This is a genomic window from Cyanobium gracile UHCC 0281, from assembly GCF_034931305.1.
GTDB classification, from domain to species: Bacteria; Cyanobacteriota; Cyanobacteriia; order PCC-6307; family Cyanobiaceae; genus Cyanobium; species Cyanobium gracile_A.
In genome coordinates, this window is record NZ_JAYGHY010000003.1 from 43,295 (window position 1) to 57,700 (window position 14,406).

Consider the following 14,406-nt stretch of genomic DNA (forward strand, 5'->3'; position numbering starts at 1 on the left):
TCAGCTGGCGGGTCGGCTGACCCGCCGGATCTCGGAGCTGAAGCTGGCCCGGCCCGGACGGCCGTCGGGGTGGTGTTCCACGCTGCTGCGCAGGCGCAGATTCGCCTTGGTGAACCAGATCCGTTCCCGCACCGAGGTGCCGGCCCGCTCGCTGGTCAGCTCAAGGCTGCCATCCGGCCACAGCTGCCAGCGGCCTGTGCTGACGGCTCCGTCAGGGTCCTGGCTCTGGAAGCCTCCGTCGGGTTGGAACAGCAGCCGATGGCGACCGCCACTGGGCGGGCTGATCTCCAGGCCACCTGGCCCATCGAGTTCCTGCGGAGCCAGGTAGGTCACCTGCAGGTCACCGCGCTCGGAGCTGTGCCAGCTGACCTCCTCCTCTTCGGCCTGCCGGGCCTCGTCGCGGCCCTCCTCCAGGTTGAACCGGCTGCGCAGGGCGAGCCAGTCCCCGGCGCAGAAGGCCAGGAAGGTCGCGATCGTCTCGGGCGGGAAGGGAGCGATCGTCACTGGGGTGGAAGGCTCGGTCGCGCTGGTCACGGCGGGGGCGGCGGGAGATCGGGGCCGGTGGACCCGATTGGGATCTTCGCAAACCCCCTGCCCCGGCGTGCTCAGTCGCCCCGGTAGCCCAGCTCCGCCAGCCGGCCCGGATGGCTGCGCCAGTTCGGCACCACCTTGACGAACAGTTCCAGGTACACCGGGCCGTCGAACACCTTCTGCATCTGCAGCCGTGCCCCCTGGCCGATGGCCTTGAGCATCTGACCGCCCTTGCCGATCAGGATCCCCTTCTGGCTGCTGCGCTCCACCAGCACGGTGGCGAGCACCGCCGTTCGTTCCTTGCCTTTCACCTTGCCCTCGTCCTCCACGATCCGCTCGATCCGCACCGCCACCGAGTGGGGCACCTCCTCCCGGGTGAGGGTCAGCACCTGTTCACGGATCAGCTCCGCCAGCAGCAGCTGCTCCGGCTGGTCACTGACCGTGTCAGCCGGGTACAGCAGCGGCCCGGCAGGCAGGTCGGCGGCCAGGGCTTCCACCAGGGCCTGGCAGCCGTCACCGTTGAGGGCGCTGCAGGGGTGCAGGGGCCAGGCGACGGGGCGATCGTCTGCCGCCGCGAGCATCTCCCGGTAGGTGGCAGCCAGATCCTCGGCATCGGCCCCCACCCGGTCGCTCTTGTTGAGGGCCACATGCACAGGAACCCTGCAGTGGCGCAGCAGGTCGATGATGAAGCCGTCGCCGCGTCCGGCGGGCTGGCTGGCATCCACCAGCAGCAGCACCACATCCACCTCGCCGATGGCCCCCCGGGCGCTCTGCACCAGACGTTCCCCCAGCAAGTGGTGGGGTTTATGGATGCCCGGGGTGTCCAGCAGGATCAGCTGGGCGGCGGGGGTGGTCAGGATGGCGCGCAACCGGTTGCGGGTGGTCTGGGCCACGGGGGAGGTGATCGCCACCTTCTGGCCCACCAACTGGTTGAGCAGGGTGGACTTGCCCACATTGGGCCGTCCGATCAGGGCCACGAAGCCGGAGCGGAAGGGAACCGCTTCGCTGCTGCCGTCGTCCGGCTGGCCTGGGCTGGCGGTTGGGGTGCTCGGGTCCATAGCCTCAACACTGCCAGTCCATGGGCCCCGCCGCCCGACTCTCGCCATGACAGATGCCGCCCGCCTGAACAAGACCGCGGGAACCGAGACCCCGCTGGCGCCCAGCTTTCCCCAGGCGATGGAGATCGCGGCGCAGTGGATCGGCCTCTGGGAGTCCGGGGAACTCAGCGATGAGGTGCTGGCTGATCGGGTTGGGGAACTGGTGGCCAGCCGTGATGGCGCCCGCGGCTTCTTCGTGGTGAGCCTCACCGGGGAGGCCCCCTTGCTCGACCGTCTGCCGGAGGCCCTGGTGGCCGCCCTGCGCCAGGCCGGAGCGGGGGTGGTGGATCTCACTGCCCGCAATCTGGCCATGAGCACGGCCATGGTCCTGCACCACCAGCGCTCTGGAGATCAGGAGCACCAGGCCGGTTCGGAGCGGGTGCAGCGCCGCAGCACAGAACTGCTGCGGCACCTGGAACCCATGGCCGTGAAGCAACGGTTGGAGACCCTGCTGGCAGCCGCGAAGGACCCGGCTGGAGCTAAGCAGGCCGTGGCGGAGGACCGGGCCTTCCTGGAGCGATGGGGGTATGACGCTGAACAGCTTCAATCCATCGCCGCAGCCATCGAGGCGGTGGCCGACTGAGGCTGAAGCCGACCCGGCCTCAGAACCTCACATACAGCAGCGTCATGGCTTGGAGGGCATCGAACGTGACTCCATCGGGCAGAAAAACGTAGTTGACGTTGAAGCCAAGGGTCACGTTCTCGGTGATGTTCAGATCGACGCCACCGGTAAGCATGGCGTTGGTCTCACCGGTGGAATAGGTGTTGGTGGCAATGCCCCCGCCGAGATAGGGGGAGACGACCGAGCGGCGGAAGAGGTCGAGGGTGAGGGGCAGTTGGAAAGAGGTCTGCCCGTTGTAACGGCCAAGTACATCCCTGTTGCCGAAGATGACGCTTGGTCGAAGGGAGACCGCGAGAGTTTCGTTGAGCTTGTATCCAACCCGACCGGTGAACACACCGCTGTTGGGAAGATCGCTGCCGAAATTGACACCGCCACCGATGCCGTAGATGCCGACATTCTCAATAGGTTTGCCCTGGCGTGGAACGATCGCCAGTTCGGCTGGGTTGCGATTGGCAGGCGCGGGCTGGAAATCCGGCGGCAGGCTGGCGGCGTCTGTCACGGGTTCCCAGCCGGCCGCTGCGGGTTCCGGTGCGACCGGTACCCACGGCGCCAGGCCTGCCGGTAGAGACTGGGCCCGGAGTGGTGGCAGACCCAGGCCCAGACAGGTGAGGCCCATCAGGGCAAGGCCACGGTGGTGGAGACCCGGACGCCTCACTGCGGAGCCACCATGGAACCGCCGGTTCCTGCCGGCGTTGGGGCTTCGGCGGGAGCTTCAGCAACAGGAGCCACGGTGGCAGCGGCGGGGACCGGTGGGGGTGCGATCGGGGCGCTCGCCACCGGGGAAACCTTGGCAGGGGCCGGTGTGGCCCGGACTTCAGCCGGGATTGGCTGCAGGTTCACCACCGTGGGGGTGACCGTTCCTGGGGCCTGGGCCGGCTGGCGGCTCGACCATTCCTTGATGTCCTCGATCACCGCGGGATCATCGGGCTGGCTGAGCACATCCACAGTGCCATCTGCCTGAACGGCCAGCGGCACCTGGGTGGGCTTGCTGACACGGGTGGAAGGCACGTAGATCACGCGGCCCTGCTGAAGTTTGGCGGTCTTGGTGGGGGTCGGGGCCGGCAGGGTGCGGATGGCCTGGCGCATCGGCTCCCTCAGGCTCTGGGGCAGAGGGGCCATGGGATCTCCGCTGCTGGCCCAGCGGGCTCGCTCGGCCCTGGCCACCGGTGGCATGGCAGGGGCACCCAGGTCCTGAATGGTGAGCACGCCGCCAAGGAGCTCGGAGCTTGAGAAATTGCGTTGCATCAGCGTCTTGGCGCTGCCCAGGCCCGTGGTGCCGAGGGAAGGACCTTCAATGGTGAAGCTGGCCGTGGCGGAGGCAGGCCTGGCGGTGCGGGCAGGGTTTGAGCTTCTGAGGGCAACCGCGGGGCGCCGACCGGGATCGGGCCTGGCCCGGGAGGAGTTGGAGGGACCACTCAGATCAAGACTGCGTGACAGCGGGGCGTCCAGCAGCGAGCCGATCTTCTCGGAGGCCGAGCTCAGCACATGGCCTGTTGTGACGCCGAGATCGTCAAGGGGCGACGGTGAGGTCGGTTGTGTGGTTTTGGAGGGCGCCTCAGGCAGCGAAGCGATCGCCTCATCGGGAGCCTTGGGATCGGCGGGCTGGGGGATGGCCATGTCCTTGACGTTGGCCTGCCAGCGGTCGTGGGCATCGATGGCGAGCAGGGGCAGCCAGATGGACTGACTCAACAAAGCCCAAGCGATGGCTTTGGGGCTGATGGTGGGTTCGCGGTACATGGCTTGTCAGTGGTAGCGGCTTTCGGAAGAGGCGGGAGATGGTGGGCGAATGTCAGCGGAAATTGTTGTTTCTGTTGCCGTTAAATGTATCTCGGAAGAAATAATAGGAGCTGGCAGCCTGGCTGAGGGGAACGATGACCTGATTGATGACGTCGAGGGCTTCGGCGTAGAAGGTGCGGTTCACGATAATCGTGTCCCTGTCCCGCAGCGGTGGATTCAGCCCCTTGGAGACGCCGATCCCATCTCTGTAACTGAAGACTTCACGGGTGGTGGTGCCGTTGCGGTTGAGTCGGACGAGCTGGATGTCGTTCTTGTTGGCACGCCAGTTCTCTGCTCCACCAGCTCGGAAAATGGCTTCGGCCAAGGGGGTGTTGGCGGGCACGCTGAGCGTGCCGGGGCTCCTGACTTCCCCGATCACCGAAACGGTGATGGTGGCAGGTGCCAGGTTCGTCGCACCGATTTGAAGAATTTCCTCGGGGATCAGCTCCTCGGTGCGGGCGATGACGATTGTGTCACCGTCGAAAAGGATGGGGTTCTGGCGCTGGTTGCCCACCTGAAACACTTGGGCCAGATCCAGAACGGTCTGCTTCTGGCTGCCGTCTGGCCCGGCCAGGCGGCGGAGCAACACCTTTCGAATATCCGCGTTGAGGGTCACCCCACCGGCTGTCTGGATGGCCGAAACCGGAGTGGAGAAAGAGGCCAGGGGATACAGGCCAGGACGCCCCACCTCACCAATGATGGTGACCTTGACGGGTCGGGGGGAGGTCAGGCTGAGGATGAGCTCGGGCCGCACCAGCTGCTTGGAGTAAAGGGAGGTCAGCCAGCGGGTGGCCTGACCGATGGTCAGACCTGTCAACTGAACCGATCCCAGTAGAGAAAGCGTGGAGGTTCCGTCAGGAAGGATGACGACCGGACCGCCGATGGCGGCGGCGGAAGGGTCGGTGAAGGTGAGTTGGAGACCGTCCCCTGGTCCAAGGACGTAAAGGTCGTTGTAAACCTCGGTCACCGAGAGCGGAAGCGGAGCCGATGAAGGAGGGCCTGAGGCGGGAACAGCGCTGACAGAGGGAGCCCCACTCCAGGGCGTCTGCGGGCTGACCGCCTGGGGCACCGAGGCCCATAGGCCGGTTGGGGCGAAGATCATCCCGGTAAGGCCCAGCATTCCCAAGGAGGAGAGCCGCCGTCTGGATGTCCGGTGGCCCATCCATTGACGGAAGGAGGACCGTTGAACGAAGGCAAGCCTCTGGTCTCCGAGAGGCCATTGGCGTACAGATGTTCTAGGAGGAGAAGCCACCAACGGACATTGATCGGATTACCACCATAGACGCCCGCGTCAAGGGGGCTTTCTTCGTCGGTTGCCATTATCATCGGTGGAACTTTCTCCGCAGTTCATAACGTGACAACGACGGGTGTTCCTCCTGAGACCTTTCCGGGTGGAACGCCGCGCCCGCTGTCCCTGCCACCGTCGACGGGTCAGGGCCCCAGCCAGAGCCTCCCGTTTGATCCTTCTCTTCAGAGTCCCCTGAACCCCTCAGGCGACGGCCAGTCAGGCTCTGGTGGCTTGGGAGGCTTGGTGCGGACCGTCAAGCGCCGCCAATCCATTTTCCTGATCACCTTTGCCGCGGTGACGGGTGTTCTGGCGATCAACACCTTGCGTCAACGCATCTTCGATCCCGTCTACCAGGGGGGATTCCAGATGCAGATCAGCAATCCCTTCGATAGCCCCTCCAGTGGCGGTGGCGGAGGATCGGTGGAAAGCATCGCTCGTAGTGAAATCAAGACGGACATCCCAAGTCTCATCGTCCTGATGCGCAGCCCGTTGCTGCTGGGTCCTGTTGCCCAGCGCCAAGGCGTACCTCTCGGGGCCCTCCAGGGCAGTTTATCCATCAACCAAGAATCGGCAAGTGTCGACAATGTTCTGAATATCTCTTTGCGCTGGCCTGATCCAGCCAAAGGGAAGGTGATTCTGCGTCAGCTTGCGAAGGATTACACCGCCGTCTCTCTGACCCAGCGCCAAGCCGCTGTCAATTCAGGTGTCCGATTCCTGGATGAGCAGGCCCCTGCCATCGAGGCTCGGGTTCAGAAGCTCTCCCAGGAGATGCTCAAGTTTCGCGAACGGAATAATTTCGTCGACCCTGCCACGGCCGCAGGCCAGATCCTCGGAGCCCGTGAAGGGCTCGTCAACCAGTTGCGCACCCTCCAGAACGAGCAGGTGCAGCTCGACAGCCAACTGAAATCGATTCAGACCGGAAAACTGCAGTTCACTCCCAGTGGAGCTCCTACGGCCCTTGAGCAGTTGGGTCGTAACAGCGTTCTTGTTCCGGGCCGTGCGTCCTCCGGAGCGGAGGCTGCCCGCGGCGCCGCCACTCCCCTTGATCTCCTCAACCAGTTCGAACAGGAGTTGGCCACTGCCAAAGGCACGTACAAGGAGAACTCCCCCATCGTTCAGTCCCTGTTGGCGAGACGAAACCAGTTGCTGCCCGTGGTCCAGCGCCAGGCCGCCGATGCCGTGAAAGCTCGGTTGCTCTCCAATGTGGCCCAGCAAGATGAACTCAACCGCCAGATCCTTCTGCTCAGCGAGAATTTCAGGAACAATCCGCAGAAGTTGTCGGAGTTCGAGAACATCAACCAGCGTCTGTCGATCGCCAGGGAGCAGTACTCCTCCTACATCCAGGCCAGGGAGCGCTACCGGCTGGAGATGGCCCGTTCGATCACACCCTGGGAAGTGATTGCCCCCCCCGATTTCGGCGGCAGTCCGGTGGAGCCCAACATTCAGCGCAATCTCCTGAGGGCGATCATGATCGGCCTGTTGGCCGGGCTCGGTGCAGCCATACTCAGGGAGAAGACGGACAACGTCTTTCATACCCCCATGGAGGTGGAAAAGGAACTCCAGTTGCCGGTGCTGGGCCTGATTCCCTATCTCCCCCTGGAGCCCGGTGTCGACATCGCTACCAGCATTTCCAAGATGTCCTCCAGCGAGCGCTTTGCGATCAAGGAGTCTCTACGTAGCCTGTTCACCACCTTCCGCCTGCTTCGAGCCGACAGCAACATCCGCATGGTGGGGATCACGTCCTCTACCCAGGGGGAGGGAAAGTTCACCGCAGTGGCTGTTTTCGCCCGGACACTTGCTGATCTTGGCCTGAAGGTGCTTGTGGTTGATTCCGACATGCGTCTCCCCATGCAAGCCAGATATCTGGGGGTGGAGCAGGGTGATGGCCTGTCCACGCTGTTGTCCGATTCAACTCGGAAGCCCGCGGAATTCATTCATTCCATCGTCGAAAACATGGATGTTCTTCCAGCTGGTCCGAAGCCACCCGATCCGGCCAAGCTGTTGAACTCCAGCCGTTGTAAGGAGGTCATGGAAGAGATTCGTGCCCTTCCTGGCTACGACATCATTGTCGTTGACGCCCCTCCCTGTCTGATGCTGGCTGATCCGATTCTTCTCGGAGAGAAGCTGGATGGCATTCTTTTCCTTGTGGGTCTGGGCAAGGTGAGCCGTGAGCTTGCACCGCAGGCGAGCCGCAGGATCAAAGCCTCGGGAGTTGATGTGCTGGGCATCATCTGCAACCAGGTGAACTTCCCGAGTCGCCTCAACGATTATGGCTACGAATACGGTTACTACTATCACTATGCCTATGCATCGGCTTCTGGGTACGCCAAGAGTGCTAGCGATTCCTCCACAGGTGGATTTGGCAGTTATGTCCAGCGCTATCGCGACAGCTACATGAAAGGTGCCACCACCAACACCGCGATCAGCTCCCGCTACAACGACGGTGAGTCAGACGTCAAGACCTACTTCCGTGATGAGGATGGCCAAGCTTCCGGAACCACTGCTTCCAATGGAGGCAGCGTCCCGGGCATGACCTCCAGCAGCTCCTTGCCTTCAGCCGAAAGGGTCCCATCCCGTCGACACCGCCAAGCCAGCGAGTCTCAAGGTGGTCCGATCAACTGGCTGCGCAGGCGCTTTGGCAACAGGGGCTGACCCTCAGGCTCGGTCTCCAAGGAATGGCGTGGTGCCTGGTTTGTTGGAGAGAATTCTCTCCAACAACACCAGGTGGTCGTAGATGGGCATGGCCATTGGATGACAGCGTCTCACCCAGGCCAGGGCGGCCAGCATATCGATGCCACGCAGCCTGGCCGTGAGTCCCACGGCCAGAAGCGGGGAGCGTTCTAACCCTGCCATGCAATGCAGGTAGACCGGGGCGGCGTCATCAACGAGTGCTTCCGCCCGTTCCAAAGCCAGGGCAAGCCTGACTTCCTGCAGCGGTTCCTGCTCCCGGTGATCGGGCAGGGAGACCCTGTCACTGGACCATCCAAGAGGCAGGATCAGACCGGTTTCTTCGTCTGGATAACAACAGCTGAAGCGGCTACGAAAACCGGCCTGCTCCAATTGTTGCCAGTGCCTGTCGCCGCGGGGCATCGGACCGATCGCCAGCCGATTGCTGAGAACCCAGCTGCATGGCAACGATCGATCAAGGATCGGCTGTTCAGGTCTCTCCGCCTCTCCCAGGCTCTGAAGAAACCGTCTCAGGGCTCCGAGCACTAGCTGTTCACCTGAGCGTTGTTGTGTTCGGTCGCGTGCCTGGTCATGTCTCGATGCTGCTGCTGGGTAGGACCTGGTGGGAGGCTCGTGGCGGTTGTGGGGGCGATGACGGAATGGGGGGTCGTGAGAAGTGAAACGGGAGCAGGCGGGCCGTGCTCCCTGGCTCAGCTGTGTTGGGATCGCAGCACGGGCTCGACCAGGTCCAGAACCTGCTTCCAGAGGCGGTCGGAGGGTGGCTCCCCTTTCGGCCCGCGCAAACTGATCAGAGTGCAGGCATACGTGCGATTGGGCTGGAGCCCGATCACCCGCTCGAAAGCGGCGGCCGTGCCGCTGGCCAGGCGGTCGGCAATGGTGGTGAGTTGTTCACGCGTCACCCCGAAAGCATCCTCAAGGTCAGGGGCTGCCAGGAGGCAGGTCTGCAGAATCGGACGACCTTCAGCCAGGCCCATCGCTGTGGGCACTGGTGATCTGCTCAGACGGCGCTGAGTGAGCTTGAGGCTGGGCTGATCACTGCCCAGGGTGCTCGCCTGAAAGTTGAACCGCTGGCGCACAGAACCCTCCATCAAGGTGAGCTCGAATCCCCCGCGCAGGGGCAGCCGCAGGGGTGCAGACGTCGCGAGCTCAAGGCTGCGCTTCGCAGGCCAGGGGTTGGCTGGCGAGGGCCTCTCCGATCGGGAGAGTAGTCCCGCCCCAACCAGCCGAGCTTCGAGCTGCTCTGCCGGGAGTGGCTCGGAGGCCGTTGAGGGCCAGCGTGGCAGCACGATGGCCTGGGTGGCCAGAAGTGCTGCGACTGTGGCGAGTGTGCCGTACCACTTCACCAACAGTGGAGGGGTGATCACGTTCCTTCCCCCTGCGGCGGCGGCGAGGGGAGGGGCGGGAGTTCCCTCTCCAGCAACCGCATGTAGACCATGCCGAAGATCAGGACGGCGACTCCGGAAAAGACCAGAGATCCGGTGCTCTGATGGAAGAAATCAAACCACCAGCTTCCCTTGGAGTGACCGTTGCCGGCAAAGATGGCCAGCAGAGCGATGCGAAAGGTGTTGCAGAGCAGTCCGATCAGCGGAGCCACGAGAAACAGCAGGCAGCGACTGCCCCAGGAGCGAATTGGAAAGGCCAACAGGAAGATCACTCCCACGCAGAGGATCTGGGCCATCAGGTCGAGCCCGTTGCAGGGGCCAAGGACCTTCACGCCGCCCCCAGGAAGCAGCACGCTGCGGGAATTCACAACCACGTCGAGTCCCAGGATGCTGAGCCAGATGCCGGACAACCGGGCGGTGAGCAGGCTGATGGGGGCTTCCGGCAGAATTCGCATCAACAGGGCGAAACCCGGGAGCAGCATCAGGCAGAGCAGGGGATCGCGGAAGCGGCCAAGCCTGGCGGGCTTCTCGGCCATCAGACCCAGGGAGAGGCCGCCGATCGGAGCGAGGGCGAACAGCAATCCGTCCCAATGAACGATCACCGATGATCGAGCCAAGACCCACACCAGCAGCAGGGTGCCGAGGATCAACCCCCAGGCGGCAGGTCTGGGATTGAGGTCCTCAAACTGATCCTCCATGCAGATCACGGCACCTCCCCACACCAGGACGGCGAACACAGTGGTGTGCTCGCTCTGGCTGCTTTGGAAGACGGCCGCGTTCTGGATCGCCACGGCTGCGGCAAGGGCAAGCCAGAGATTGCGGGGGGTCGGTGGGGGGATGGCTGGAATGGCCGCCCGCCAGGATGGTGGAAGCTTCCTCAGAAGCCCGTTGGCGAGACGCACGACGATGTTGCTCATCGGGCCATGGCGTCGACCAGAGAGGGGGTCGGAAGCCCTTCATAGGGATCGTATTCCGGCACCAGTCGGCGCAGCAGCGCGCCAGTTGTCGCTTCGTCCCAGTTGGCGAGGGCCTCGTGCAGTTGCTGAATGAGCGGAAACAGCTGTTCTCCTTCGCGACGTGGTTCGGTGGCACGACGGATCAGGGGGTGCTCGGTGGGCTGGTCGTCGGCACTGATCAGAAGCTCTTCGTAGAGCTTTTCCCCTGGTCGCAAACCGGAGTACTGAATGGCGATGTCACCGTCACTGTTGTGCTCGTCCCGCACCCTGAGGCCGGAAAGTTCGATCATCTGCCTGGCCAGGTCGGCGATCCGGACCGGTTCACCCATGTCGAGCAGGAACAGATCGCCCCCGATGGCCATGCCGGTGGACTGGAGCACGAGCTGGACGGCCTCCGGGATGGTCATGAAATAGCGGGTGATGGCCGGATGGGTGACGGTGACGGGTCCCCCAGTTGAGATCTGCTGGTGAAACAGGGGGATCACCGAGCCGGAAGAGCCGAGCACATTGCCGAACCGAACCATGGACAGAATCGGACCGCCGGCTTCGATCTCCGCGGCGGCGGCTTGGATCAGCAGTTCGCAGATTCGCTTGCTGGCCCCCATGACATTGGTCGGGCGCACGGCCTTGTCAGTGGAGATCAGGGTGAGGCGGCTGACCCCTGAGGCTCGGGTGGCGGCGATCACGGCCTCGGTGGCGCCGATGTTATTGGCGATTCCGGCGCAGAGATTGGACTCGACGAGTGGGACGTGCTTGTAGGCAGCGGCATGGAAAATCGTGTCCACACCGTGCCGGCGGCAGAGCAGGGTGAGGCGACTCGCGTCACAGGCATCGCCCAGGACGGCATGGAGTTCCACCCCGCAGCGGTGGGAGCTCAGCTCGCGCTCAATGGCGTATAAAGCGAACTCATTGCGCTCAACCAGCAGCAGCCGGGAAGCACCCAGGGCCACAACCTGGCGACAGAGTTCGCTGCCGATCGAGCCACCCGCTCCCGTCACCATCACCACTTTTCCTTCGACGCCAGCCTTCAGCAGCACCGGGTCGGGATTGGAGGGCTCTCGGCCCAGCAGATCTTCAATCGCCACCGCTTGCAGGTCGGAAACGATCCTCTGGCCACTGGCCATCTGAGCCAATGAGGGAATCGACAGCACCTCCAGCCCCCTGTGGGTGAGCTGGTCGACCAGCAGCCGCTTGCGCCGTCTGGACATGGCCGGCATGGCAAGCAGGACCTTGGAGACGCCGTGGCGTTCGATCAGTCGGGGCAGCCTGAGGGGCGTGTGGATTCCCATGTTCTGAAGCGTTCGCCCCTGGATTCCTTGATCGTCATCAAGGAATCCGACGATGCGGAAGCGGGGGTCGTTGCGCAGGGCCAGCAGCAGAGCCATCCCGGAGGCCCCAGCCCCGTAAATCAGGGTGGCATCGCCCTGGACGTTGTCGGGATTGTGGTTGTCCCGTTGATCAAGGTGATGGATCAGGACGTCGCGCAGCACGATGCGGCTGGCGATGGCCCCTCCGGTGAACAGCAACCAATAGAGAATCCAGAAGGATCGTGGTGGCTGGGGCCCACCCATCAGGGTGCTGATCAGCAGCAGGATCAGCACCATCGAGCCTGAGCGGGGCACGAGTCCGTAGAGGGAATGGCTGCCGGCATAGCGGGTGAGCCCCCGGTACCAGCCTGAGACCACCAGAACGGGTAGGCCCGTGATCACGGCCAGGGGCAGAAGCAGAATGGTGGAAGGCAGGAAACCACTGAGGGAGGTGGCATCCGGTAAGCGCAGAATGAAGGCCCCGAGGTAGGCCGCAATGATCATCAGACCATCAAAGACGACCAGAAGCAGCCTGCGTGCGAGCAGCTGCTTCTGGACGTAGCGGAGAATCGTGAGCTGAGGAATCAAACGTTCGAATCGCTAAGAATCGATCAATCAGGTAAAGACTTACTGAAAAGAAACTAGGAAAAGACCAGCGTTGAAGGGGGCAAGATGTGAAAGCTGCTGAAACAAGGTTGAACGGATGAGCCTGGATCCTTGGACGGTAGGACAGCGTCTGGATTGTCGCCGCTATGGCCTATGGCAGTGGATGGCATCAGAAACAGATGCTAGCAACCAAGGTTGGGATCGAGATTTTCATCCAGCATTGATGTGATCGAGGAATGAATGGATCATCGGATGGACTTGAGCTCCTTTAACGAGTTTACCGCCATTTCAGGGTGAGAAGGGGACGGCATGGTGCCGATCCAGCCAGAGGCCGACGGCAAGTACCGCCAGCAGCAGGCTGAGCTCCAGGGCCAGGCCCTGGAGGAGGAGGGCCCCGCCCAGCAGGGCGGTGGCACCGATGTACAGGCTGGCCACCCGGCTGTGGGGCCAGCCGGCCTGATGCAGGCGTTGGTACAGATGCAGCCGATGGGCCTGGAAGATGGGTTGTCCTGCCTGCCAGCGGCGCAAAACGCAGAGGCAGGGGTCGCCCAGCAGGGGAAAGCCAGCGAGCAGCAGGCCCAGGGCCATGGCCGAGGTGGCCTGCTGCAGCGCCATGCCGGCGATGACCGCCCCGAGGAACGTGCTGCCCACATCCCCCATGAACACCCGGGCCGGACTCCAGTTCCAGGCCAGGAAGCTCAGCAGGGCCCCGATCAAGGGGAGCATGCCGTTGCCGCCGATGGGAGCCATCGCCAGCACCGCAACGCTCAGCAGCACGGAGGCGCAGCCGGCGACGAGTCCATCGAGGCCATCACTGAAGTTGACGAAATTGATCACCGCCGTGACGGCGAACCAGGCCACGGGCAGCAGCCACCACGCCAGAGGAAGCGGGGTGATCGCCACCAGGGCCAGGGCTGTGGCGATCTGGATGCCGTAACGCCCTGCTGCCGGCAGATCGAGGCGGTCGTCCAGCAGACCCACGAGGGCCAGTGGCAGGCAGATCAGCGGAATCCAGGCCGGCCAGCCTCCACCGGCCAGGGGAGCCAGTCCACTGCCGACCAGGACAAAGGCCAGGCCCCCGCCCCGAGGGGTGGGCCGCTTGTGGGAGCTGCGGGCGTTGGGCTGATCCACCAGTCCGCGCCGCAGCAGCGGCAGCAGCAGGTGCAGGAGCAGCGCCCCCAGGCCCCCGCCCAGCAGCAGAACGGCCGGACTGTGAAGGGCGGTCATGGTGCCAGCGGCAGCACGGGAAAGGGTTCAGGTGGTACCCCCAGGATGCGATGGGCTGGGGTGAACCTGGCCAGGTCGGCACCCATGCGCTGCACCGCCTCGAAGCGCTTCGGGGAGAGCAGCAACAGTGGCGAGGCGAGGGACAGAAAGAGGCGCGGCGGCAGGGCCAGCAGACGGCAGCGACGGGCCCGATCCCCCGGGTCGGTCGCCTCCTGAAGACGCCGCAGCATGGTGGCGTAGGTCAGGGTGTCATCACCGCCGAGGGGGAGGTGGACCGGCTGGGACGGGTCAAAGCCTTCCTGGGCCAGTTGGTCGGCCAGGTGCAGGGTCACGGCGGCCAGTTGGCGGCAGTGGATCGGTTGCCGCAGACCACCCTGCCCGGGCAGGGGCAGGATGGGCAGGCGGCGCAGCAACTGGCGCAGTCGGCTGAGGTTGCGGTCGCCCAGGCGGCCCGATTGGCCGTAGATGAGGGTGGGCGCCAGGATGCGCAGGGGGAGGGCCTGGGCCGCGCAGGTCAGGGTCAGCTGCTCTTCCGCCTGTCGCAGCCGTTGCACCAGATCCCGGTCGAAGCCGTTGGCGGCGAACCGTTTGGTGATCACCGAGGAGGAGGAGCAGGCGATCACCCCCCGCAGGGCGGTGACGCCGGCCGGGTCCCTGGCGGCCCAGCGGGCCAACCAAGGGGCGAACGTCCAGATGGGGGCAAAACTGATCAGCATCCCCAGCGGCGCCTCGCCCGTCTCGCCGGCTTGCTCCAGATCACAGGGCAGAAACGGTTGTGGATCGCCGCCCCAGGCCGGCGGCAGAGGAGGACGTCGGCCCGCTACCACCAGCGGCCGTCCCCTGGCCAGTTCGATCAGGGCCTGGCCGCTCGGGCTGGTGGCTCCGAAGAGAGTGATCGGCACGGGGGAGGGGAGGGCCAAGGGAGG

The 14,406-nt window shown here is 64.2% G+C and carries 13 protein-coding genes; 2 read left to right on the plus strand and 11 right to left on the minus strand.

From position 1 onward, the window contains the following. Both VB739_RS01565 and era read right to left on the minus strand, forming a co-directional pair. Positions 1-534, minus strand: a complete 534-nt coding sequence (locus VB739_RS01565; protein WP_323355389.1) for a phycobiliprotein lyase — start codon at positions 532-534, stop codon at positions 1-3. Between the two features lie 71 nt (positions 535-605). Continuing rightward, the gene (gene era, locus VB739_RS01570) at positions 606-1,589 is read right to left on the minus strand and encodes a GTPase Era (RefSeq protein ID WP_323355390.1); all 984 of its coding nucleotides are present in this window, start codon (positions 1,587-1,589) and stop codon (positions 606-608) included. Positions 1,590-1,635: 46 nt separating this feature from the next. On the opposite strand from era, the gene VB739_RS01575 reads away from it, so the two are divergent. Continuing rightward, positions 1,636-2,211, plus strand: coding sequence for a hypothetical protein (locus VB739_RS01575; protein WP_323355391.1), 576 nt, complete (start codon positions 1,636-1,638; stop codon positions 2,209-2,211). Between the two features lie 19 nt (positions 2,212-2,230). On the opposite strand, the gene VB739_RS01580 is transcribed toward VB739_RS01575, so the two are convergent. The 3 genes from VB739_RS01580 to VB739_RS01590 all read right to left on the minus strand — a co-directional run bounded on the left by VB739_RS01580 (position 2,231) and on the right by VB739_RS01590 (position 5,188). Then, complete coding sequence (locus VB739_RS01580; protein ID WP_323355392.1) at positions 2,231-2,749, minus strand: outer membrane beta-barrel protein; 519 nt, start codon at positions 2,747-2,749, stop codon at positions 2,231-2,233. Positions 2,750-2,901: 152 nt separating this feature from the next. Beyond that, a complete protein-coding gene (locus VB739_RS01585; RefSeq protein ID WP_323355393.1) occupies positions 2,902-3,939 on the minus strand; it encodes a hypothetical protein in 1,038 nt (345 codons plus the stop codon). 100 nt (positions 3,940-4,039) lie between these two features. Further along, positions 4,040-5,188, minus strand: coding sequence for a polysaccharide biosynthesis/export family protein (locus tag VB739_RS01590; protein ID WP_323355394.1), 1,149 nt, complete (start codon positions 5,186-5,188; stop codon positions 4,040-4,042). Between the two features lie 369 nt (positions 5,189-5,557). Between VB739_RS01590 and VB739_RS01595 the strand changes: the two genes are divergently transcribed. Beyond that, positions 5,558-7,966, plus strand: coding sequence for a GumC family protein (locus VB739_RS01595; RefSeq protein WP_323355448.1), 2,409 nt, complete (start codon positions 5,558-5,560; stop codon positions 7,964-7,966). Positions 7,967-7,969: 3 nt separating this feature from the next. On the opposite strand, the gene VB739_RS01600 is transcribed toward VB739_RS01595, so the two are convergent. The 6 genes from VB739_RS01600 to VB739_RS01625 form a co-directional block, all read right to left on the minus strand. Beyond that, positions 7,970-8,404 carry a hypothetical protein gene (locus VB739_RS01600; protein ID WP_323355395.1) on the minus strand — a complete coding sequence of 145 codons (435 nt, stop codon included), beginning with the start codon at positions 8,402-8,404 and terminating at the stop codon, positions 7,970-7,972. A 287-nt stretch (positions 8,405-8,691) separates the two neighbouring features. Beyond that, positions 8,692-8,976, minus strand: a complete 285-nt coding sequence (locus VB739_RS01605) for a hypothetical protein (RefSeq protein ID WP_323355396.1) — start codon at positions 8,974-8,976, stop codon at positions 8,692-8,694. A 386-nt stretch (positions 8,977-9,362) separates the two neighbouring features. Then, positions 9,363-10,175 (minus strand): exosortase/archaeosortase family protein, encoded by an 813-nt coding sequence (locus VB739_RS01610; RefSeq protein WP_323355397.1) that lies wholly within the window; start codon positions 10,173-10,175, stop codon positions 9,363-9,365. 122 nt (positions 10,176-10,297) lie between these two features. Continuing rightward, a complete protein-coding gene (locus VB739_RS01615) occupies positions 10,298-12,235 on the minus strand; it encodes a nucleoside-diphosphate sugar epimerase/dehydratase (protein WP_323355398.1) in 1,938 nt (645 codons plus the stop codon). A gap of 306 nt (positions 12,236-12,541) precedes the next feature. After that, a complete protein-coding gene (locus tag VB739_RS01620) occupies positions 12,542-13,480 on the minus strand; it encodes a glycosyltransferase family 4 protein (RefSeq protein WP_323355399.1) in 939 nt (312 codons plus the stop codon). Then, positions 13,477-14,400 carry a hypothetical protein gene (locus tag VB739_RS01625; protein WP_323355400.1) on the minus strand — a complete coding sequence of 308 codons (924 nt, stop codon included), beginning with the start codon at positions 14,398-14,400 and terminating at the stop codon, positions 13,477-13,479. Before VB739_RS01625 ends, VB739_RS01620 begins: the two co-directional genes overlap by 4 nt. Between the last annotated feature and the right edge of the window lie 6 nt (positions 14,401-14,406).

Excerpts from the sequence above, each read along its gene's own strand:
- era (WP_323355390.1), bottom strand. The coding sequence starts at position 1,589 with ATGGACCCGAGCACCCCAACCGCCAGCCCAGGCCAGCCGGACGACGGC.
- VB739_RS01620 (WP_323355399.1), bottom strand. The coding sequence starts at position 13,480 with ATGACCGCCCTTCACAGTCCGGCCGTTCTGCTGCTGGGCGGGGGCCTG.
- VB739_RS01590 (WP_323355394.1), bottom strand. The coding sequence starts at position 5,188 with ATGGGCCACCGGACATCCAGACGGCGGCTCTCCTCCTTGGGAATGCTG.
- VB739_RS01600 (WP_323355395.1), bottom strand. The coding sequence starts at position 8,404 with ATGCCCCGCGGCGACAGGCACTGGCAACAATTGGAGCAGGCCGGTTTT.
- VB739_RS01575 (WP_323355391.1), top strand. The coding sequence starts at position 1,636 with ATGACAGATGCCGCCCGCCTGAACAAGACCGCGGGAACCGAGACCCCG.
- VB739_RS01605 (WP_323355396.1), bottom strand. The coding sequence starts at position 8,976 with ATGGGCCTGGCTGAAGGTCGTCCGATTCTGCAGACCTGCCTCCTGGCA.